The organism is Pseudomonas imrae (assembly GCF_046352735.2).
Classification (GTDB): domain Bacteria; phylum Pseudomonadota; class Gammaproteobacteria; order Pseudomonadales; family Pseudomonadaceae; genus Aquipseudomonas; species Aquipseudomonas imrae.
This window is the reverse complement of sequence record NZ_CP110853.2, coordinates 5,194,413-5,214,578: the sequence shown is the minus strand read 5'-3', so window position 1 is coordinate 5,214,578 and position 20,166 is coordinate 5,194,413. Positions and strand designations below refer to the sequence as shown.

Genomic DNA, 20,166 nt, shown 5'->3' with positions numbered 1-20,166 from the left:
GGCAACCAGATCTTCCAGCTGGGGCACCCATGAAGCTCCTTCCTAGACTGAACTGACGCCGGGTTATTAACCAATAGCCTTCACGTGTCAGTTGAGGAGTTCTCTATGTTTGGAGCTGGTGTGGGAACCGCTGGGCTTTTCGGAGCATTAGCTTCTTTGCCGCAGGGGCAGGCTTCCCGAGTATCTCGGTGCCATCGGGTATGGATAATGAAGGTATGCCAACCGCGCTCGTCTTTGCTGGCACGCAGAATAGCGAGGCGACGCTGCTGTCGGTCGCGCATGGCTATGAGCAGGCTTCACATGCCATCAGGGAACCGGCATTTGCCTTCGGGGCGCCATTCTCGCCTGCCACACCACTGAACGCTTGAGCCCAATGCCAGGCGCCGCACTTGCTGCGGCGCCTGGCAGAGAGCCATCTCAGCGCACGTTCAGGCTGAATCCGACCCGAGTCAGCCACTCCGCCTCCTGGGCGAAGTCGGCTTGGGTCAGTTGGTTTTCGTCCAGCCAGCCGTCGGGGAATACCACATCCAGGCTGTCGCCATCGGCACGCAGGCTCACCTGTGGCATTTGCTGGGTACCACGGATGTGATGGAACAGAATCGCAAAACGCAGCAACGCGCACAGGCGAATCAGCTTGATTCCGTCGGCACCGAACTCTGCAAACTTGTCCTTGGGGATGTTGCGGCGATGACCGCGTACCAGCAGTGCGAGCATCTGCTGGTCTTCCCGGGAGAAGCCTGCCAGGTCAGAGTGCTCGATCAAGTACGCGCCGTGCTTGTGGTAATGGTAATGGGCGATATCCAGGCCCACCTCATGGACTTTGGCTGCCCAGCCCAACAGTTCACGCCAGACCCCGTCTTCCAGGTCCCAATCCTCTGCCACCTGATCGAAAGCATGCAAGGCCTTGCGCTCGACTCGCGCCGCTTGCTCCAGGTCGACATGGTAGCGCTCCATCAATGAGCCCAGGGTGCGCTCACGCACGTCTTCGTGATGATGGCGCCCCAGCAGGTCATAGAGCACGCCTTCACGCAGGGCTCCATCGCAGTGGTCCATACGCTGTAGCTCAAGGGCGTCGAAAATGGCTTCAAGGATGGCCAGGCCTGCCGGGAAGATCGTCCGGCGGTCAGGTTTGATCCCGTCGAAGTCGATTTTCTCCGCATCCCCGAGCTTGAACAGCTTGCGCTTGAGCCACGCCAGGCCTTCAGCGTTGACCTCGCCAGTGCCGTGGCCGCCGGCCTTCAGGGCCAGGCCAATGGCGCGAATGGTACCGGATGAGCCGATGGCTTCATCCCAGGTCAGGCGGTGCAGGGCGTGTTCGATACTCATGATCTCCAACCGCGCTGCGGTGTACGCCTGGGCGTAGCGGGCCGGGGTGATCTTGCCATCCTTGAAGTAACGCTGGGTGTAGCTGACGCAGCCCATTTGCAGGCTTTCGCGCAACAGGGGTTCGAAGCGTTGGCCGATGATGAACTCGGTACTGCCGCCGCCGATATCCGCTACCAGACGTTTTCCGGGAGTGTCGGCCAGGGTGTGAGACACGCCCAGGTAGATCAGGCGTGCTTCTTCACGCCCGGAAATGACTTCCACCGGATGGCCGAGGATTTCCTCGGCGCGGTGGATGAATTCGCCACGGTTACGCGCTTCGCGCAGCGCGTTGGTTCCGACAATTCGCACGGCGCCCAGGGGCATGCCATTGATCAATTGGGAAAAACGCTTGAGGCAATCAAGCCCGCGCTGCATGGATTCTTCGTTGAGCTGACGCTCATCGTCGATCCCGGCAGCCAGTTGTACCTTTTCACCGAGCCGCTCAAGGATGCGAATTTCACCGTTCTGGGCCTTGGCCACGACCATGTGAAAACTGTTGGAGCCCAGGTCGATGGCGGCGATCAGGGACAGATTCTTGGCTTGGGATTGCGGCATGGGTAGGTGATCTCGGTCGATAACCTCGCCATCGTGCCACGATCAAACGCTGACGCCAACGCGTAGTGCGCAGGGGAATTCTCCTAGAGGGGGTTGGGATGGCGGTTTGTAGGAAATGTAGGGCGTTTCCATCGGTTCTTGGTGATTAGTCCGTAATGTCTGTGAGAAACAGTAAAATTTCAAAAATTAGAAACTTCTCTTGATTTAACCTACATCGGGATAACAGTTATACCCAATGATAATTGAGTTGGTACTACTCTTTAAACGGGTTAAGGCGACAGTGGTTTTTTATCGATCCGACAATAATCAGGGTTTAATCTTATTCTTTTGCAGGGTGTATGCGAGAGAGACTGTCACTGGCAATATTGCCTTGGTGTTATTTATTTACAGCTCATTAGCCAAGGATGGAGGATGTTGGGTATGCAATTGCCCGAGTGAAGATAAAGACACCTGATAACTTCTAGTGATAGGTTTGACATGAAAAAAGTATCTGGTTTGGTTATGGGTGTTGTTTGTTTGGCTGCAAGTGTGGTGGTGCATGCCGATACGAGTGGGTCGGGAAACTTGAGGGTTATTGGTACTATCACGCCTGCTTCATGCACAGTCAGTATCAGCACCGGCGTCATTGACTATGGTCAGATCAGTGCATCCACCATATTGCCCAATGCGTTCAACCCCCTGCACGAGAAAACACTGCCCCTGACCGTAAATTGCGGCACTACAGCAACGCAGATGGCACTGTCGGTGACTGATACGCAGGCGGGCAGTACCGTGCCGGGCATCCTGGGAACGGGCTACACCGAATCCCAGAACTTTGGCCTGGGGGCCCAGAACGGTCGACATACTGGTGGCTATTCGGTCAGGCTTTCGAACCTGACCAGTGGCGGGGCCAGCCTGCATCCGCTTAAAAGGTCAAGCTCTGGCGCAGCCTGGACCTATAGCTCCAATGGTCGGGTCGACAAGTTCCCGTACCAACACTCCTGGAGCCGTACTACCAGCCCGGTTCCAGCCCTGGTCAATACCGTCAGCGGTACTATCTACGTGAGGGCCGTTATCAACAAGGGTAGCGCCTTGGACCTGAGCAAGGATGTTCCCTTGAATGGGCTTGCTACCTTAGTCGTTACTCGTATCTAAGCATGTAATAAAACCAGCACTGTAGTCGTAACTAACTGTTGCGGCTACAGTGCTGGCTGTTTGTAGTCATGTATGTATTGGTAGTCGCTATATTATTGCATGGGTAGAACTTGATGAATTTTCTTTTCAATACGGTCGCCGCTTTGCTGGGTGGCGCAAGTCTTTCTCTGTTTTTAGGTGGGGAAGTACTGGTCGATGGTATGGAGCCTGAAACATCTGTCGTAATTCTTTATGAAGAAAACGGCGAAGCAACCATTAATGTCAAGAACACCGATGCCGGTCCTGCGTTATTACATTCGGTCATTCAAAACCTTGCGGAAGACCCGGAACCACTATTGATTGTTACGCCGCCGATTGCGCGCGTGGAGCCTGGTGAAACACAACTAGTACGTTTTATCGCAACTCTCAAGGAACCGCTCAAGACCCAGCGCCTGAAACGGGTCACCTTTGAAGGTATCCCCCAGGCGCGTGCCGAGGGACGTGCGACCATTGGTATCACCATTCGCCAGGACTTGCCGCTGATCCTGCATCCCAAGGGCCTGCCGCGGCTTGAAGAGCCCTGGAAGTTGCTGAAATGGAAACTGCAAGGCAATCGCCTGACCGTTCATAACGACAGTGCCTACGTGGTACGGCTGGGGTTGCAAGTGCAACTGCTACCCGCAAAAAGCCAGGCAATACTGCCACGGACCTATGTCCTGCCAGGCGAAACGCTGTCGACCACTGTCGAGCGGGGTGTGGTGGGGATCAATGCCATTGAGATTCAACCGGCGACGGTCTACGGCTATTCGGCTGCCCTCTACCAGGCTCCCGTCGTTATCGAGGCGGGTTGATCAGTTATGAAAAGTCTGCCCAAAGCCGGCTGCCTGAATCAGCCCGCTTCGATCCTTCCTGCTTCGACTTCCTTGTCGTGTGGTTCAACAATCTTCATCGGGCTTGCGACGCTGTGCAGCCTTCCTGCCCACGGTCTGGAGTTGGGGGAAGGCTTTGATCTCGCCGTTCTTTCCGCGAATGGCATTGACCCCAAGGTTGCCCATTATTTTCGCAGTGCGGCGCGTTTTCGCGAGGGCGTCCATGTGGTCGGGCTGCGGGTCAACGGTAACCCACTGGGATTGGTGGAGGCGCGTTTCGACTATGAGGGGCAGCTGTGTTTCACCTCGAAATTACTGGAAAAGGCCGGGCTGCGCGTTCCGTCTGCGGTCATTCGCCAAGGCATTGCGCCAGATCAAGCGTGCCACGACTTTGTCGGTGAATATCCGGCGACGATTGTCCGGCTGAGTCCTGGCAGCGATGAGGTCACGCTGGTGGTGCCTACCCAGTCGATGCGCGAGCTTGAATGGGGGGCGGGCAGCGCCTCCCAAGGTGGCATGGCGGCCTTGTTCAACTACGATGTGCAGGGTTTCGAGGATCGCTTCGACAGTGGCTCTTCGCGCTCCGTTTCCGCCTATACCGAGGCGGGATTCAACCTGGGGAACTGGATTGTGCGCAGTCGCCAGTTCTATATTTCCGACAATGGCAAGGCCAGCAGCGAGCATGTGAACGCCTACGCCCAGCGCGATTTTCCAGGGCTTCGCTCGACCTTCCAGGTGGGTCAGATCTCCAGCAACAGCCCGGTGTTCGGCGGGCTCCAGCTCTCCGGCCTGCAGATGTTTCCTGATGGGCAGTCGCGCGCCTCGGGCGGCAGCGCTGTGGTGGTCGAAGGCCTGGCCCGCAGCGCGTCCAGGGTAGAAGTGCGCCAGTCAGGGGTGTTGATCCATACCACCCTGGTGCCGGAAGGCCCTTTTTCCCTGAGCGGGTTCTCGCTGCTCAATGGCACCAGCGATCTGGACGTAAACGTGATCGGCACTCGTGGCGGCGGGCACAGTTTCAGGGTGCCGGCGGCGTCCTTTGGCGCAGGTGTGCCGGTGGTGCCGGGTTACTTCTTTTCCATGGGCAAGGTGCGGGGGGCGACGCTCGATGACCAGGAGCCGCCGGTGGTGGCGATGGCCAGTGGTACCTGGGGTCTTGGGCGAAGTTCGTCCTTGGGCTTTGGCCTGTTGAGCACCGAGGAGTACCAGGCTGCGGGCGGGACATTGAGCAGCGTGTTTTTCCAGCGGATGACGGTGGGTGGGCGCCAAAATCTGTCGCGCGATGACTTGGGGAATGTCAGCGGGGTTCGCAGCTCTATCTCATTGAGTGGTCCGCTATCTACCCGCCTGGAGGCGAATCTCAGCGCTACGCGCCAGACGCGTGGCTATCGCGAGGTTACGGAAGCTGGGCTGTCAAGCGGTCGCGACGACCTGGACGCGCGCTTGAAGAACCAATACACCCTGGGCCTGAGCTGGGCTGACCCGTTCCTTGGGGGCTTCTCCATCAGCTACTCGCGCAGCGCGCAATTTGACGGGCAATCGGCCGAACACGTATTTGCCTCATGGGACCGCGAGTTCAGCGGCACCCAAGTGTCGTTGATCGCTGACTCGCGGGTGGGGGGCTCTCGACCGCGAAAAGAGCGAAATACTCGGCGCGACGAGCGCAATGCCCCCTCCGAAACAGGGCTATCGCTGCGGTTGCAGGTCTCTATACCGTTTGGAGGGGACCGTCGTGTCACGTCCTATGCCAGCCGTCGCGGGGACGAGTTGGAGTTTGGCACCGCGTTCAGTGACCGGGTGAATGACTATGTGAATTATGAGGTGGGTGTGGCTCGGGAGCAGACAAGTGGTGATCAGTCGGTTCAAGCCTGGGTGAATGCCGTGCCGCGCTATGCTCAGGTTGGGCTGGGCATGCGGCGGGACTCCTTCAGCACCAACTACACCGGGCAACTGCAGGGCGGTGTGGTGGCCCATGAGCGTGGCTTGACGTTCTCGCCCTATGCCGTCCAGGACACCTTTGGCATCGTCTCGGTGGGCGACGTTGGCTCGGTCAAGGTCGCAACCCCCCAGGGTCCGGTATGGACTGATTACTGGGGCCAGGCGGTGATCGCCGGCCTCCCGGCCTACCTCAACAGCAATGTTGAGGTGCAAACCCATTCTCTGCCCAAGCGTATCGATCTGAAAAACGGCACCAAGGCGCTCACCGCTGGCCGTGGATCCTTCAATACCGTTGATTTCGAGGTGGTGAAGGTACGCCGCCTGTTGCTTGAAGTGCGCGACGAGCAAGGACGGCCGTTGCCTCAAGGGGCCTCGGTATTCGGCTCGGGCAATGCCTTCCTGACCAGTGTGGTGGGCGAGGGCATGGTGTTCCTGAGCAATCTGGACGAGCCGCAAACCTTGAGCGTCTTCCTGCCGGATTCAACATCCTGTGTACTGCAACTGAACCCTGAGCCGGAAACCGATGACGACAAACTCTACGAAACCAGTTCGGCAGTCTGCCGTGCGCAATAAATTCCTAAGCAGAATTCGCCCTGGCGTTGTTATAGGCGGCGTGTTGCTGTGGGCGGGGCTGATGTCGGATGAAGCCCTGGCGGGAAATTGCCGTTTGTCCTTGAGCCAGCCCAGGGTCGATTACGGTTTGATCCGCAGCGCCGAAGTGGTCGACAGGCAATTGATCTTGGGCAAACGCACGCTGCAACTGAGCATTGTCTGTGCCGAGGCGGCGCCCATGAGCCTGCGTTTCACCGGGGTATCCGCCGGGACGAAGGGCTTTCGGTTTGGCCGCCAAGGCTATTTCACCCTGAGTTTGCAACACCCTCAGGTTGATGGGCTGGCGGTGGAGTTGCGTGTATCGGGGGAGCCGGCAAGTGGGCAGTTGCTGCCAGGCCAGACGCTGGTTGCACGCGCAGGCGGCGCGCCAATGCAGGGGCACCGCTTTACCGCGCTGGTCAATATCGAGACCTTTGTGCCTGTGCTCGGGCTTGCGGTGCGTGACGAAACGACTCTGGAGGGGCAGGGCAGCTTCGAATGGGTGCCTGGCGCCTGAAACCTCAGCCCGACTGTTCCACCGAGCCAATAAAGTTGGCCAGTTCTGCAGTGCGCGGTTGGGCAAACAGGGTTTTCGGGTCGCCCACTTCATGCACCTTGCCCTGATGCATGAACACCAATTTGTCGCCTACTTCCCGGGCAAAACGCATCTCGTGGGTCACCATGATCAGGGTCATACCGTCCTTGGCCAACTGGCGGACCACGCTGAGCACCTCATTGACCAGCTCCGGGTCCAGCGCCGAGGTGATTTCGTCGCACAGCAATACCCTGGGTGACATCGCCAATGCGCGAGCAATGGCTACCCGTTGCTGTTGTCCGCCTGACAGGCGATCAGGAAATGCGTCGAATTTTTCCCCCAGCCCGACCCTCTCCAGCATTTGCCGCGCCAGTTGCGCCGCCTTGGCCTTGTGGACTTTTTGTACGACTTGGGGCGCAAGCATGACGTTCTCGCCCACTGTCAGATGAGGAAACAGATTGAACTGCTGAAATACCATGCCGACTTTTTGTCGCAGGCTGCGCAGGTCGGCGCGGGCGGCGTCGAGGTACTCACCGTCGACTTCAATCACCCCGTCGTTGATCGACTCCAGGCCATTGAGGGTACGTAGCAGAGTGGATTTCCCCGAGCCGCTGCGGCCGATGATCGCGACTACCTGGCCCTCTTCGACGGTCAGGTCGATGCCCTTGAGCACATGGTGATCGCCGTAATACTTATGCAGCGCGGATATTCTAAGCAGAGGCATGCAGTCTCCTTTCCAGGTAGCGGGCACTGAGTGACAAGGGGTAGCAGAGCAGGAAGTAACCGAGTGCAACCAGGCCATAGACCATGAAGGGTTCAAAGGTGGCGTTGGCAAGCATTGCACCGGTCTTGGTCAGCTCGGTGAAGCCGATGATCGAGGTTACGGCGGTGCCCTTGACCACCTGCACCGAAAATCCCACGGTGGGCGCCACGGCGATACGCAGGGCCTGGGGCAAAATTACGTGGCGCAGTTGTTCATAAGGGCTGAGGGCCAGGCTGGCCGAGGCTTCCCATTGTCCGTGGGCGATGGACTCGACGCAGCCACGCCAGATTTCAGCCAGGTAGGCGCTAGTAAACAAAGTCAGGGCAATCGCGGCCGCCAGCCAGGGCGAAATGTCGATCCCCAACAACGCAACGCCAAAGAATACGAGGAACAATTGCATCAACAACGGGGTGCCCTGAAACAGCTCGATATAAGTGCGCGCGACATTTCGCGGTAAAGAAAGGGTGCTGATACGCATGGCCATCACCAGCAAGCCGATCAGGCCACCACCAATGAATGCCACGACTGATAACAACAAGGTCCAGTGCAGACCGGTGAGCAGGTTGCGCACGATATCCCAGAAGGAGAAATCACTCATTGGCTGTTCCTCGCCACATAACGGCGGCCGATCCAGTTGAGCAACTGGCGGATCATCAACGCCATGCACAAATACACCAGGGTAGTCAGGGCGTAGGTTTCAAAGGCGCGAAAATTGCGCGACTGGATGAAGTTGGCAGCAAAGCTCAACTCTTCAGTCGCAATCTGCGAGCAGACGGCCGAGCCGAGCATCACGATGATGATCTGGCTGCTCAGGGCCGGCCAGACCTTGCCCAGTGCCGGTAGCAGCACCACGTGGCGGAATGCCTCGAAACGGTTCATCGCCAGGGCCGCCGCGGCTTCCAGTTGCCCGCGCGGAATCGCCTGGATGCCGGCGCGGATGATTTCCGTGGAGTAAGCGCCCAGGTTGATCACCATCGCCAACACTGCCGCCTGCCACTCGGAAATCTGCAGGCCGAGAGACGGCAAGCCGAAGAAAATAAAAAACAACTGCACCAGGAACGGCGTGTTGCGGATTAACTCGACATACACCCCGAAGATCCAGCAGAGCGGCTGGATTTTCCAGGCCCTTGCAACCGCGCCGACGATGCCCAGGGCGACGCCCAGCACCGCACCGATGGCCGTCAGTTCCAGGGTAAACAGTGCGCCACGCAACAGCAGGTCGGTATTGGCCAGGACGGGCACAAAATCGAATTGATAGGCCATGGATCAGCTCCGTTGCCGTGCTCAGAGGTCTGCAGGCAGCGGCTGCTTGAGCCACAGTTGCGCGTTCTTTTCCAGGCTGCCGTCGGCCTTGGCCGTGACCAGGATCTGATTGACCTTGTCCAGCAGCGCCGACTCGTTCTTGTTCACGCCGACATACACCGGTGAGTCCTTGAGCTTCACCTTCAGTGCCGGAACGCGTTTGGGGTTGCGCTCACTGATCGCCACCATCACCACGTTTCCGCTGGCGATCAGGTCAACCTGACCTGCGAGGTAGGCGGCGATGGTCGAGTTGTTGTCTTCGAAACGTTTGATCGTGGCTTCCTTGGGGGCGACGGCCGTCAACTCGATGTCTTCGATGGCGCCACGGGTCACGCTGATGGTTTTGCCCTTGAGATCGTCAAGGGTGGTAATAGCCGCGTCAGGTGGGCCGAACACCGCGAGATAGAAAGGTGCGTAAGCTCTGGAGAAGTCGATGACCTTTTCCCGCTCCGGATTTTTGCCCAGACTGGAAATCACCAGGTCGACCTTGCCGGTGGTCAGGAATGGAATGCGGTTGGTGCTATTGACTGGAGTCAGCTCAAGCTTGACCTTGAGCTGGTCGGCCAGCAGCTTTGCGGTGTCGATGTCCAGTCCACGTGGTTGCATGTCCGGCCCCACTGAACCGAATGGAGGGAAATCCTGGGGGACGGCGACTTTGAGGGTGCCACGGGCAACGATATCGTCCAGGGCATTGGCTTGGGCGGGAGCCTGGGTCAGCATCAGGCTGGCAAACAGGGCAGTGAGCAAGGCGCTGCAACGCATGGTCATGACAACTCTCCGAAAAGGGCGAAGGGGATTTCTGATCTGGGTTAGTGCATAGCCCATGCCATCAACGTTTGAATTGCTTGCGAGGCCGATTTTTGTTGAGTTGTGGCGGTCTTACTGGTCTGAACAGTCGTTGCCCTTTCCGCACTCTTTTCGAGCGTTGGCAAAACCTTGCGAGCCCCTTTGGGGCGTGACTTGCCGGCGTGTGCGAATAGCTTTACAACTAGCCGCACCGTTGACTGGAACCATGAGTTTTCTATGAATTCCATTGCCCAAGCCGTACCGGAAGCGGCGCTGCAAGCCATCCGCAAACTGATCAAGGACCAGGGCTTCGGCCCAGGCGATGTGCTGCCTTCGCAACGTGACCTGGCATTGCAGTTGGGGGTGAGTCGCGCCTCTTTGCGTGAGGCGTTGTCGTCCCTGAGTGCGTTGGGGCTGGTCAATGTGCAACCGGGCAAAGGGGTGTTTGTGCAGGAGCCGCCAGCGGTGGGGGCCGCGGGCCTGATATGGCCATTTACCGCGCAGGCTTCGCCGCTGGATATTTTCCAGTTGCGCTATGCGCTGGAAGGCTTTGCGGCAGGGTTGGCGGCAGTGATGTTGACCACGGATGACCTGGATGAGCTCGAAGACAATGTCGACGCGATGCGTCGGGAGCTCAAGGCGGGTGATTTTGAAGGCGCCGCCCGGCTGGACTTTGCTTTTCATCAGCGTATTTTGTTGGCGAGCGGCAATCAGGCGATGCTGAACATTCTCAGTGCCAGTGCCGAGGTGTTCCTGGAGAGTCAGAAGCTACCGTTCATCCGGCCGGAACGGGCTATGGAAACATGGCATGAGCATCGCAAGATCCTTCGCACCCTTGCACGTCGCGCCAGTGCCGCGGCACAGAAAGCCATGCAGGAGCACGTACGTAATGCCGCCTTGCGCACCGGTATCGCTTTTGTCACGCCGGCGACGTCCTGACCGAGTCATAACCAAACACATGGAGCGCGATAGCAAGAGTCAATCAGCTGCGGCTTCCTGAACGTGGGAAGGGCGGCTATGATGGGCAACGTTTTTTTTGCTTACAACCCGGAGACATCCATGAGCAACGAACTTATCAAGCACGTCACCGACGCGAACTTTGATGCCGAAGTCCTCAAGGCTGAAGGCCCGGTGCTGGTGGACTACTGGGCTGAGTGGTGTGGTCCTTGCAAAATGATCGCTCCGGTCCTGGACGAGATTGCTACCACTTACGAAGGCAAATTGACCATTGCCAAGCTGAACATCGACGAAAACCAGGAAACCCCGGCCAAGCATGGCGTGCGTGGTATTCCGACCCTGATGCTGTTCAAGGACGGCAATGTCGAAGCGACCAAGGTCGGGGCGCTGTCGAAGTCGCAACTGGCTGCATTTCTCGACGCCAACATCTAAGCGTCGCCAAAAAAGCCTCGCGAATCGCGGGGCTTTTTCGTGAAACAGGGCTAGACGCTCTGAAAACCAAGTGGTACATTCGGCCCCGCACTGGTTTCTCCACTGCCCCCTGCAAGCCGTCGCCGACGCATTCCTTTTCGATTAGTACGCGATCCTGTCGCCTTCTCTGCGGCGCGGCCTCATTAAGCCAAAAGCTTAATTTCCCCCCTCCATAAATGATTACGTCATTCCTATATGAATCTGACTGAACTCAAGCAAAAGCCGATTACCGACCTGCTCCAACTGGCCGAAGAAATGGGCATAGAAAATATGGCCCGTTCGCGCAAGCAGGACGTGATTTTCTCCCTGCTCAAAAAGCACGCGAAAAGCGGCGAGGAAATCTCCGGTGATGGCGTGCTGGAGATTCTCCAGGACGGCTTCGGCTTCCTCCGCTCTGCAGACGCCTCCTATCTCGCGGGCCCAGACGATATCTACGTCTCGCCGAGCCAGATCCGTCGCTTCAACTTGCGCACCGGTGACACCATCGTTGGCAAGATCCGACCGCCAAAGGAAGGCGAGCGTTATTTCGCCCTGCTCAAGGTCGACACGATCAACTTCGATCGTCCCGAGAACGCGAAAAACAAGATTCTCTTCGAGAACCTGACGCCGTTGTTCCCGACCGTGCGCATGAAGATGGAGGCCGGTAACGGCTCCACTGAAGACTTGACCGGTCGTGTAATCGACCTGTGCGCCCCGATCGGCAAGGGCCAGCGTGGCCTGATCGTCGCTCCGCCGAAAGCCGGCAAGACCATCATGCTGCAGAACATCGCAGCCAACATTGCCCGCAATAACCCTGAAGTTCATCTGATCGTGCTGCTGATCGATGAGCGTCCGGAAGAAGTGACCGAAATGCAGCGCACCGTGCGCGGCGAAGTGGTTGCCTCGACATTCGATGAGCCGCCAACCCGCCACGTGCAGGTTGCCGAAATGGTCATCGAAAAGGCCAAGCGTCTGGTCGAGCACAAGAAAGACGTGGTGATCCTGCTGGACTCCATCACGCGTCTGGCTCGTGCCTACAACACCGTGATCCCGAGCTCCGGCAAGGTCTTGACCGGTGGTGTCGATGCTCACGCCCTGGAGAAACCGAAACGTTTCTTTGGTGCTGCGCGCAACATCGAAGAGGGCGGCTCGCTGACCATCATTGCTACCGCGCTGGTTGAAACCGGCTCGAAGATGGATGAAGTGATCTACGAAGAGTTCAAGGGTACCGGTAACATGGAGCTGCCTTTGGACCGTCGTATCGCTGAAAAGCGTGTGTTCCCGGCCATCAATATCAACCGTTCCGGCACTCGCCGCGAAGAGTTGCTGACTGCCGACGACGAACTGCAGCGTATGTGGATCCTGCGCAAACTGTTGCACCCGATGGATGAAGTAGCCGCCATCGAGTTCCTGATCGACAAGCTGAAAACCACCAAAACCAACGACGAGTTCTTCTTGTCGATGAAGCGCAAGTAACACCGCTTTATAGGTCGAAAAATGGCGCCCCGCGAGAGGCGCCATTTTTTTTGTGTCGGAAATGGGAGGTTTTCCAGCTGAACTTGTCAGTTCAGATACGTTAAGGTAGGCCCCCGGCTACGCTTGCCTACTTCCCGCTCCTACAGACAATAAGATTTATGACCACACTTGCTTATCGAAGGGATATCGACGGCCTGCGCGCAGTTGCTGTGATCGCTGTAGTCCTGTTCCATTTTGGGGTTCCCGGTTTTACTGGTGGCTTTGTCGGCGTCGACGTGTTTTTCGTGATCTCCGGCTTCCTGATTACCTCCATCATCTGGCGCGAGCGTCAGGCCAAGCGCTTCAGCTTTGTGGATTTCTGGGCGCGTCGTGCTCGCCGTATCCTGCCTGCGCTGTTTGTGATGATCGCGGCCACGCTGGCGGTGGGCTGGTTTCTGCTGGCGCCCAAGGACTATGAGGAACTGGGCCGCTCGGCTCGTTACCAGGTGCTGTTCACCTCCAACCTGCTGTTTATGCGCCAGGATGGATACTTTGATGTGGCTTCGGACCTCAAGCCGTTGCTGCATACATGGTCGCTGGCGGTAGAAGAGCAGTTTTATATTTTCTTCCCGTTGCTGCTGACCGTGTTGTCCGCCCGCCTTAAATATTGGCGCACGGCGCTGTTCGGGGTGTTGCTGGTATCGTTCGGCCTCAGTGTCTGGGCCGTGGCCAATCATCCGGAAAAAGCTTTTTTCCTGCTGCCGATGCGGGCCTGGGAGTTACTGGCTGGCGCTATGCTGGCGGTCATGCCCCGGAGCGAGTGGCGTGCTTCGCCTGCGCTGGCCCAAGGGGTCAGCCTGGCGTCCATGGGGCTGATCCTGGTGGCCGTGTTCGGTTTTGATCCTAAAACGCCATTCCCTGGTGTCGCCGCATTGTTGCCGGTGCTGGGCGTGGTTGGTTTGATCTGGGCCAACGGGCATCAGCAGACATGGATGGGGCGCTTGCTGAGCACCCGGGTCTTGGTAGGCCTGGGGTTGATATCCTATTCCTGGTACCTGTGGCATTGGCCGGTGTTCGTGTTTGGCACCTACGCCAGTGTTGAGGCCCTTGGGCCGTGGGAGCTGGCCGGGTTGATGCTGCTGACGCTGGTGCTGGGTTACTTGTCCTGGTGGCTGGTGGAAAGCCCGTTCCGCGAGAAACGTCTGCTGCCGGGGCGCAAAGCGATATTGGCCGCTGCGGGGCTCGGTATCCTTTGTATTGGCCTGGCTGGCCAAGCCTTGCGCTGGACGGATGGTTTGCCTTGGCGATTGCCCGAGCAGGCCCTGCGTTATGCCCAGGCTAAGGAGTGGAGCCCGGAATTGCTGGCCTGCCTGGCCGAAAAAGACACGCCCGATGACCGGTTGTTTTGCCACTTTGGCCCTAAAAGTAGCTCCGTGTCTGCGCTGGTATGGGGTGATAGCCACGCGACAGCGTTGATCCCGGCGTTGGAGAAGGGCGCCAAAGAGCACGATATCAGTCTGGTTCAGGGCAGCTTTGCCGGTTGTGTGCCGATTGATGGCCTGGAGAATATTCCCCGCTGTGCGCAATTCAACCAGCGCGTGGAAAAAGCCCTGGCTCAACAGTCGTTCAGCGACGTGGCGCTGGTTGCGCGCTGGAGCCTGTATCTCTATGGACAGATGTCCGGCGACACCGAGCACGCTATCAAGGACCCCGCTACGGGTCTTTACGTGCGGGCCACCGCCGAGCGCCGATTCGCTGAAGGGTTGCGCCAGCGTATTGCCGGGCTGCGTGCTGCCGGCCATCGGGTGTGGCTGGTCAAAGAGGTGCCCCTGCAGGAGTTCATTGTGCCGTACCGGCTGAGCCGGCTGGCGATGTTGCATCGACCCGTGGAGGGCCAGGGCTTGCTGTTCGCACATCACCTCAAGCGCCAGCAATTCATCAGCCAGCTGTTCAACGAGATCGCCAGCGCCGATCCCGGAGTCAACGTGTTGGATCCTGCCCCCCAGCTATGCGATTCCGATGGGTTGTGCCGGGTCGAACTCAATGGCCGTGCGTTGTACACCGACGATAACCACATCTCTGACATCGGTGCGCTGCACATCGAGCAGTTCCTGGAGCCCTTGTTCCAGTCGTTGCAATCGCGGGGGCTGACGGCCAATTAAGTCTGTGTGGTGCTCAATTGCACCGCGATAAGCTGCCAGCCGCCCTCAGAGCAGGTAGGATGTACGCCTATTTTACGGGTGGCATGGTTAATGAAATTCAAGGATCTTCGGGATTTCGTGCAGCAACTTGAGCAGCGCGGAGAGTTGAAACGTATCCAGGTGCCGATTTCGCCGGTCCTGGAAATGACTGAGATTTGCGACCGTACCTTGCGCAACAAGGGCCCGGCGCTGCTGTTCGAAAAACCTACAGGCTTTGATATCCCAGTGCTGGGCAACCTGTTCGGGACCCCCGAACGTGTCGCCTTTGGCATGGGGGCCGAGTCGGTCAGCGAGTTGCGCGAGATCGGCAAGTTGCTTGCCTTCCTCAAGGAGCCCGAGCCACCCAAGGGCCTGAAAGACGCCTGGTCGAAGCTGCCGATCTTCCGCAAGATCATTGCCATGGCCCCCAAAGTGGTCAAGGACGCGGTGTGTCAGGAAGTGGTCATCGAAGGCGATGACGTCGACCTGGCAATGCTTCCGGTGCAGACCTGCTGGCCCGGCGACGTCGGCCCGCTGATTACATGGGGCCTGACCGTTACCAAGGGGCCGAATAAGGAGCGCCAGAACCTCGGCATCTATCGCCAGCAAGTGATTGGCCGCAACAAGGTCATTATGCGTTGGTTGAGCCACCGTGGCGGCGCGCTGGATTACCGCGAGTGGTGCGAAAAGCATCCTGGCACCCCCTTTCCTGTCTCTGTGGCACTGGGTGCAGACCCGGCTACTATCCTTGGCGCGGTCACGCCGGTGCCCGACAGCCTTTCCGAATACGCCTTTGCCGGTCTGTTGCGCGGTAACCGTACCGAGTTGGTGAAATGCCGTGGCAACGACCTGCAGGTGCCGGCCACCGCTGAAATCATCCTTGAAGGTGTGATTCATCCGGGCGAGATGGCTGACGAAGGTCCCTACGGCGATCACACCGGCTACTACAACGAAGTCGACAGCTTCCCGGTGTTCACTGTCGAGCGCATCACCCACCGCATCAAGCCGATCTACCACAGTACCTACACCGGTCGTCCGCCAGATGAGCCGGCGATCCTCGGTGTGGCGCTCAATGAGGTGTTCGTGCCGATCCTGCAGAAGCAGTTCCCGGAGATCACCGACTTCTACCTGCCACCCGAAGGCTGCTCGTACCGCATGGCCATCGTGACCATGAAGAAGTCGTATCCGGGCCACGCCAAGCGCGTCATGCTGGGTGTCTGGTCGTTTTTGCGACAGTTCATGTACACCAAGTTCGTTATTGTCACTGACGACGATATCAATGCCCGGGACTGGAACGACGTGATCTGGGCCATCACCACGCGCATGGACCCCAAGCGCGATACGGTGATGATCGACAACACGCCGATCGACTACCTCGATTTCGCCTCGCCGGTATCGGGGCTGGGGTCGAAGATGGGCCTGGACGCCACTCATAAATGGCCGGGTGAAACTACGCGGGAGTGGGGTCGGGTGATCGTCAAGGATGAAGCGGTGACTGCCCGAATCGATGCGCTCTGGAATGAATTAGGAATAGATTGATGCGTGTAACCCTGCAGCCTTCCGGTGCGGTACTCGACTTGCAGCCCGGTGAGCGGATTCTCGATGGCGCACGGCGCCTGGGTTACGAATGCCCACAGGCCTGTCGCAATGGCGTGTGCCACGTGTGTGCGGCCCTGCTGGTGGAGGGCCGGGTAGAGCAGTCCGGTGAGGTGCGTGATCATGGCGAGTTCTATACCTGCATTGCCGAGCCGCTGGAAGATTGCATCGTCCTGTGGGATAGCGTGCTGGCGCCGGGGGAGTTGCCGATGCGCGCACTCGCGTGTCAGTTGAGCGAGTGCATCGACATCGGCGGCGATGTCTGGCGTGTTCGCTTGCGTGCGCCAGCTGGTAAGGCTGTGCGCTACCACGCTGGCCAATACTTGATGATCGAGCGCGACAATGGCGAGAAATCCGCATTCTCCCTGGCCTCGGCGCCCCATACCGGGCGTGAACTGGAACTGCACGTCCTGGCGCGCGAAGACAGTGCCCGCAACTTGATCGAACAGCTGCAACGCAACCAGATGGCCCGGGTCGAGTTGCCGTTTGGCGATACGCACTTGGCCGAGCTGCCCGACGGGCCGTTGGTGTTGATCGCAGCCGGCACCGGCATGGCGCAGATGCATAGCCTGATCGAGCATTGCCGGGCTAGTGGTTTCAAGCATCCCGTCCACCTGTACTGGGGTGTGCGTCGCCCGGAAGACTTCTACCAGATCGAGCATTGGGAGCAGTGGCAGCAATTACCCAACCTGTTCCTGCACAAAGTGGTCAGCGATCTTTGCGGTTGGGAAGGGCGCTGTGGCCTATTGCACGAAGCTGTGTGCGAAGACATCGGCGACCTCAAGAACCTGCACGTCTATGCCAGCGGTTCTCCGGCGATGATCTACGGTACTCTGGATGCGCTGGTGAATGCCGGGATGGACGCGCACCAGATGCGTGCCGATGTATTCGCCTACGCGCCAAGGCCTTGATGGGGTGCGGTTTATCAGAACCGCGCGCCGGTCGTCACCATTGCAGCATTGAATCCCAATAACACCAGCTCCGCGGCCACCGGGCCATAGTAAGTCCCGACTGACGGAATGATCACCGGCGCGACGCCATAACGGTTCAGGGGGATCTTGTCGCGGTACTTGCCGCGATAACCCTGGATCGCCCCGCCGGTCAGCTTCAGGTATACCGGGTAGGCACTCATGTCGAAACGTTTGCCGGCATAAGCGTAATACGAACGCTGGCGGAACGAGTTGCGAAACGTGGCGCCGCCATACACCCGCCCCGATGCTTCATTGCGTTCCAGGCCGATCAGGTCTTGATGATTATTGTGTTCAGGGTCTGGGGCAAAGTGCCGGGTGTACGCGCTGGTCTGGGCGTACCAGAAGCTTTTGTCGACCGTGACGGGGTCGGCTGCCAAGGCAGTGGCGGCCTGCGCCAATAGCAGCAGGCCTGAAAGACGGTATTTCATGGTGCGACCTCGATAGTCGGTTACGGCTAAGTGGGTCGTGACATCCGCCTATTTTGACGGCTCCAGACCCGCATAGGCTGAACGGGCGCTGAAGGCATCGGGATTTGCGCGGTCATTCCTGATAAGCGCATCGCTTGTGCACTTTTCCACCGTACGGTTACAGAGCTGCACTGTGTTGCGGTACAGTCGCTTGCATCTGGTAATACAACGGGAGTCGAACGTCATTCGCCATGACCGCCATTGAATCCGAATGTTTGAACAGGGTTTACCCTCCGCAGCTCGATCTGGGGCCGCAGCTGACTCACGCACAGTTGATGAGCTCCATGCAGGCCACCATGGGTCTGCACAAAGGCGGGCCGGTTTGGCTATTTGCATACGGTTCATTGATCTGGCGTCCCGAGTGCTCGGCTACAGAGCGCGTGCGCGGGCGAGTCCATGGTTATCATCGGGGCCTGTACCTATGGTCTCACGAGCACAGAGGAACGCCGGAGTTGCCTGGATTGGTATTTGGCCTGGATCGCGGCGGCTCATGCAGCGGCTTTGCTTACCGCCTGCCGGAAGAGCAACTGGAAGCTTCGCTTTACGCTTTGTGGCAACGCGAAATGCCTTATCCCTCATACCGTCCGCACTGGCTCAGTTGCCGTCTTGAAGATGGCAGCCAGGTACAAGCGTTGGGATTTGTTCTGGAGCGACACCTGCCCAGCTATGCTGGCAATTTGCCGGATAGCGTGCTGAACCAGGTGTTCGCGAGCGCTTGCGGGCGTTACGGTACTACGCGCGATTATGTCGAGCAGACCGTAAACGCCCTGCGCAGCCACGCCATGCCAGACAAGAATCTGGAGGCGCGGCTCAAGCGGTGTTTCAGTGGTGCAGCCGATTAGCGGGAGGCGCTGACGGCATTGGTGTGCCACAGGGTTGGGATCAGGAACGCAATCGCCAACAGGCACGCGCCGATCAATAGCACAAAGCCGCCATCCCAGCCGAAATGGTCCACGGTATAGCCCATGGCCGCACTGGCCGCGACCGACCCACCGAGGTAGCCGAACAGGCCGGTAAAGCCAGCCGCTGTACCTGCGGCTTTTTTCGGTGCCAGTTCCAGCGCTTGCAGGCCGATGAGCATCACCGGGCCGTAGATCAAAAAGCCGATCGAGACCAGCGCGATCATGTCGACCACCGGATTGCCGGGCGGGTTAAGCCAGTAAACCAGGGTCGCAACCGTCACCAGGGCCATGAACACAATGCCGGTCAGGCCGCGGTTGCCACGGAAAATCTTGTCTGACATCCAGCCGCACAGCAATGTGCCTGGAATGCCTGCCCACTCGTAGAAGAAGTACGCCCAGGACGATTTGTCGACGGTGAAATGCTTGGCTTCCTTGAGGTAGGTCGGCGCCCAGTCCAGTACGCCGTAGCGCAGCAGGTAAACGAAGACGTTCGCAAGGGCGATGTACCAGAGCATTTTGTTGCGCAGCACGTACTTGACGAAAATTTCCTTGGCGCTGAATTCTTCTTCGTGGCTGGCGTCGTAGCCTTGCGGGTAGTCATTCTTGTATTGCTCGATGGGCGGCAGGCCCACCGATTGCGGGGTGTCGCGCATGGTGATGAAGGCAAAGGCGGCCACTAGCAGGGCCACGGTGGCCGGAACGTAGAATGCCGCGTGCCAGTCGTTGAACAGGGCCATGCCCAGCAGAAACAGCGGGCCGATCAAGCCGCCGCCGACGTTATGCGCCACGTTCCATACCGACACCACGCCGCCGCGCTCTTTCTGCGACCACCAGTGAACCATGGTGCGTCCACTTGGCGGCCAGCCCATGCCTTGCGCCCAGCCGTTGATGAACAACAAAATGAACATCATGGTCACGCTGGAGGTGGCCCAAGGTGCGAAACCGAAAATGAACATCACCCCGGCGGACACCAGTAAGCCAAAGGGCAGGAAATAACGTGGATTGGAGCGGTCGGACACCAGGCCCATGAGGAACTTGGACAGCCCGTAGGAAATCGCGATCGCTGACATTGCCAGGCCCAGCTGACCGCGGGTGTAGCCCTCGTCGATCAGGTATGGCATGGCCAGGGAGAAGTTTTTGCGCAGCAGGTAGTAGCCAGCGTAACCGATGAAAATACCCGCGAAGATCTGCCAGCGCAGGCGTCGGTAGGTACTGTCTATTTTTTCTTCAGGCAAGGCAGCCTGGTGTGCGGCAGGACGAAAGAAAGCAAACATTCAAGAGCTCCAAATTTCTTGTTTTGACTGCGGATGCGAATGTTACAGTTTCGTTACCGAAAATAGCATCGCCTCTTATCTGGGAGCGCAGGAAATTTGA

Annotated in this window: 19 protein-coding genes; 12 read left to right on the top strand and 7 right to left on the bottom strand. The window is 58.4% G+C overall.

The window, feature by feature from the left end:
* Positions 1-200: 200 nt before the first annotated feature.
* On the top strand, positions 201-368 hold the full coding sequence (locus OQ460_RS23850) for a hypothetical protein (protein ID WP_410019725.1): 168 nt from the start codon (positions 201-203) through the stop codon (positions 366-368).
* Between the two features lie 49 nt (positions 369-417).
* Here the strand turns inward: OQ460_RS23850 and ppx are convergent, their stop codons facing one another.
* On the bottom strand, positions 418-1,920 hold the full coding sequence (gene ppx, locus OQ460_RS23845) for an exopolyphosphatase (protein WP_410019724.1): 1,503 nt from the start codon (positions 1,918-1,920) through the stop codon (positions 418-420).
* Positions 1,921-2,397: 477 nt separating this feature from the next.
* Here ppx and OQ460_RS23840 point away from each other — a divergent pair, with 477 nt between their 5' ends.
* The 4 genes from OQ460_RS23840 to OQ460_RS23825 all read left to right on the top strand — a co-directional run bounded on the left by OQ460_RS23840 (position 2,398) and on the right by OQ460_RS23825 (position 6,945).
* Complete coding sequence (locus OQ460_RS23840; RefSeq protein ID WP_410019723.1) at positions 2,398-3,054, top strand: DUF1120 domain-containing protein; 657 nt, start codon at positions 2,398-2,400, stop codon at positions 3,052-3,054.
* Positions 3,055-3,167: 113 nt separating this feature from the next.
* On the top strand, positions 3,168-3,884 hold the full coding sequence (locus OQ460_RS23835; protein ID WP_410019722.1) for a fimbria/pilus chaperone family protein: 717 nt from the start codon (positions 3,168-3,170) through the stop codon (positions 3,882-3,884).
* Between the two features lie 6 nt (positions 3,885-3,890).
* Positions 3,891-6,410 carry a fimbria/pilus outer membrane usher protein gene (locus OQ460_RS23830; protein ID WP_410019721.1) on the top strand — a complete coding sequence of 840 codons (2,520 nt, stop codon included), beginning with the start codon at positions 3,891-3,893 and terminating at the stop codon, positions 6,408-6,410.
* 61 nt (positions 6,411-6,471) lie between these two features.
* Positions 6,472-6,945: a hypothetical protein gene (locus OQ460_RS23825; protein WP_410019720.1), complete on the top strand. Its 474-nt coding sequence runs from the start codon at positions 6,472-6,474 to the stop codon at positions 6,943-6,945.
* 4 nt (positions 6,946-6,949) lie between these two features.
* Here OQ460_RS23825 and OQ460_RS23820 read toward each other — a convergent pair whose 3' ends face one another.
* Genes OQ460_RS23820 through OQ460_RS23805 form a run of 4 tightly spaced genes read right to left on the bottom strand, consistent with a single transcriptional unit; the run spans position 6,950 to position 9,796 of the window.
* Positions 6,950-7,687, bottom strand: coding sequence for an amino acid ABC transporter ATP-binding protein (locus OQ460_RS23820; RefSeq protein WP_410019719.1), 738 nt, complete (start codon positions 7,685-7,687; stop codon positions 6,950-6,952).
* Positions 7,674-8,324, bottom strand: a complete 651-nt coding sequence (locus tag OQ460_RS23815) for an amino acid ABC transporter permease (RefSeq protein WP_410019718.1) — start codon at positions 8,322-8,324, stop codon at positions 7,674-7,676. Before OQ460_RS23815 ends, OQ460_RS23820 begins: the two co-directional genes overlap by 14 nt.
* The gene (locus OQ460_RS23810) at positions 8,321-8,989 is read right to left on the bottom strand and encodes an amino acid ABC transporter permease (protein WP_410019717.1); all 669 of its coding nucleotides are present in this window, start codon (positions 8,987-8,989) and stop codon (positions 8,321-8,323) included. The genes OQ460_RS23815 and OQ460_RS23810 overlap by 4 nt, the downstream gene beginning before the upstream one ends.
* A gap of 21 nt (positions 8,990-9,010) precedes the next feature.
* Positions 9,011-9,796: a transporter substrate-binding domain-containing protein gene (locus tag OQ460_RS23805; RefSeq protein WP_410019716.1), complete on the bottom strand. Its 786-nt coding sequence runs from the start codon at positions 9,794-9,796 to the stop codon at positions 9,011-9,013.
* A 255-nt stretch (positions 9,797-10,051) separates the two neighbouring features.
* Between OQ460_RS23805 and OQ460_RS23800 the strand changes: the two genes are divergently transcribed.
* From OQ460_RS23800 to OQ460_RS23775, 6 genes are all read left to right on the top strand, one after another.
* Positions 10,052-10,753 carry a FadR/GntR family transcriptional regulator gene (locus tag OQ460_RS23800; RefSeq protein ID WP_410019715.1) on the top strand — a complete coding sequence of 234 codons (702 nt, stop codon included), beginning with the start codon at positions 10,052-10,054 and terminating at the stop codon, positions 10,751-10,753.
* Between the two features lie 120 nt (positions 10,754-10,873).
* Positions 10,874-11,203 carry a thioredoxin TrxA gene (gene trxA / locus OQ460_RS23795; protein WP_410019714.1) on the top strand — a complete coding sequence of 110 codons (330 nt, stop codon included), beginning with the start codon at positions 10,874-10,876 and terminating at the stop codon, positions 11,201-11,203.
* Positions 11,204-11,437: 234 nt separating this feature from the next.
* Positions 11,438-12,697, top strand: coding sequence for a transcription termination factor Rho (rho, locus tag OQ460_RS23790; protein WP_003176825.1), 1,260 nt, complete (start codon positions 11,438-11,440; stop codon positions 12,695-12,697).
* A 158-nt stretch (positions 12,698-12,855) separates the two neighbouring features.
* Entirely contained in the window at positions 12,856-14,838 is a 1,983-nt protein-coding gene (locus OQ460_RS23785) for an acyltransferase family protein (RefSeq protein WP_410019713.1), read from the top strand.
* A 90-nt stretch (positions 14,839-14,928) separates the two neighbouring features.
* Positions 14,929-16,395 carry a 4-hydroxy-3-polyprenylbenzoate decarboxylase gene (ubiD, locus tag OQ460_RS23780; RefSeq protein ID WP_410019712.1) on the top strand — a complete coding sequence of 489 codons (1,467 nt, stop codon included), beginning with the start codon at positions 14,929-14,931 and terminating at the stop codon, positions 16,393-16,395.
* Positions 16,395-17,363, top strand: a complete 969-nt coding sequence (locus tag OQ460_RS23775; RefSeq protein ID WP_410019711.1) for a CDP-6-deoxy-delta-3,4-glucoseen reductase — start codon at positions 16,395-16,397, stop codon at positions 17,361-17,363. The genes ubiD and OQ460_RS23775 overlap by 1 nt, the downstream gene beginning before the upstream one ends.
* A gap of 14 nt (positions 17,364-17,377) precedes the next feature.
* On the opposite strand, the gene OQ460_RS23770 is transcribed toward OQ460_RS23775, so the two are convergent.
* Entirely contained in the window at positions 17,378-17,851 is a 474-nt protein-coding gene (locus OQ460_RS23770) for a sn-glycerol-3-phosphate transporter (RefSeq protein WP_410019710.1), read from the bottom strand.
* 230 nt (positions 17,852-18,081) lie between these two features.
* Between OQ460_RS23770 and OQ460_RS23765 the strand changes: the two genes are divergently transcribed.
* Complete coding sequence (locus tag OQ460_RS23765) at positions 18,082-18,732, top strand: gamma-glutamylcyclotransferase (protein WP_410019709.1); 651 nt, start codon at positions 18,082-18,084, stop codon at positions 18,730-18,732.
* On the opposite strand, the gene glpT is transcribed toward OQ460_RS23765, so the two are convergent.
* The gene (gene glpT, locus OQ460_RS23760; protein WP_410019708.1) at positions 18,729-20,066 is read right to left on the bottom strand and encodes a glycerol-3-phosphate transporter; all 1,338 of its coding nucleotides are present in this window, start codon (positions 20,064-20,066) and stop codon (positions 18,729-18,731) included. The two genes, OQ460_RS23765 and glpT, sit on opposite strands and share 4 nt — an antisense overlap.
* Positions 20,067-20,166: the final 100 nt, after the last annotated feature.

Excerpts from the sequence above, each read along its gene's own strand:
- OQ460_RS23850 (WP_410019725.1), top strand. The coding sequence starts at position 201 with ATGGATAATGAAGGTATGCCAACCGCGCTCGTCTTTGCTGGCACGCAG.
- ppx (WP_410019724.1), bottom strand. The coding sequence starts at position 1,920 with ATGCCGCAATCCCAAGCCAAGAATCTGTCCCTGATCGCCGCCATCGAC.
- OQ460_RS23840 (WP_410019723.1), top strand. The coding sequence starts at position 2,398 with ATGAAAAAAGTATCTGGTTTGGTTATGGGTGTTGTTTGTTTGGCTGCA.
- OQ460_RS23835 (WP_410019722.1), top strand. The coding sequence starts at position 3,168 with ATGAATTTTCTTTTCAATACGGTCGCCGCTTTGCTGGGTGGCGCAAGT.
- OQ460_RS23830 (WP_410019721.1), top strand. The coding sequence starts at position 3,891 with ATGAAAAGTCTGCCCAAAGCCGGCTGCCTGAATCAGCCCGCTTCGATC.
- OQ460_RS23825 (WP_410019720.1), top strand. The coding sequence starts at position 6,472 with ATGTCGGATGAAGCCCTGGCGGGAAATTGCCGTTTGTCCTTGAGCCAG.
- OQ460_RS23820 (WP_410019719.1), bottom strand. The coding sequence starts at position 7,687 with ATGCCTCTGCTTAGAATATCCGCGCTGCATAAGTATTACGGCGATCAC.
- OQ460_RS23815 (WP_410019718.1), bottom strand. The coding sequence starts at position 8,324 with ATGAGTGATTTCTCCTTCTGGGATATCGTGCGCAACCTGCTCACCGGT.
- OQ460_RS23810 (WP_410019717.1), bottom strand. The coding sequence starts at position 8,989 with ATGGCCTATCAATTCGATTTTGTGCCCGTCCTGGCCAATACCGACCTG.
- OQ460_RS23805 (WP_410019716.1), bottom strand. The coding sequence starts at position 9,796 with ATGACCATGCGTTGCAGCGCCTTGCTCACTGCCCTGTTTGCCAGCCTG.
- OQ460_RS23800 (WP_410019715.1), top strand. The coding sequence starts at position 10,052 with ATGAATTCCATTGCCCAAGCCGTACCGGAAGCGGCGCTGCAAGCCATC.
- trxA (WP_410019714.1), top strand. The coding sequence starts at position 10,874 with ATGAGCAACGAACTTATCAAGCACGTCACCGACGCGAACTTTGATGCC.
- rho (WP_003176825.1), top strand. The coding sequence starts at position 11,438 with ATGAATCTGACTGAACTCAAGCAAAAGCCGATTACCGACCTGCTCCAA.
- OQ460_RS23785 (WP_410019713.1), top strand. The coding sequence starts at position 12,856 with ATGACCACACTTGCTTATCGAAGGGATATCGACGGCCTGCGCGCAGTT.
- ubiD (WP_410019712.1), top strand. The coding sequence starts at position 14,929 with ATGAAATTCAAGGATCTTCGGGATTTCGTGCAGCAACTTGAGCAGCGC.
- OQ460_RS23775 (WP_410019711.1), top strand. The coding sequence starts at position 16,395 with ATGCGTGTAACCCTGCAGCCTTCCGGTGCGGTACTCGACTTGCAGCCC.
- OQ460_RS23770 (WP_410019710.1), bottom strand. The coding sequence starts at position 17,851 with ATGAAATACCGTCTTTCAGGCCTGCTGCTATTGGCGCAGGCCGCCACT.
- OQ460_RS23765 (WP_410019709.1), top strand. The coding sequence starts at position 18,082 with ATGACCGCCATTGAATCCGAATGTTTGAACAGGGTTTACCCTCCGCAG.
- glpT (WP_410019708.1), bottom strand. The coding sequence starts at position 20,066 with ATGTTTGCTTTCTTTCGTCCTGCCGCACACCAGGCTGCCTTGCCTGAA.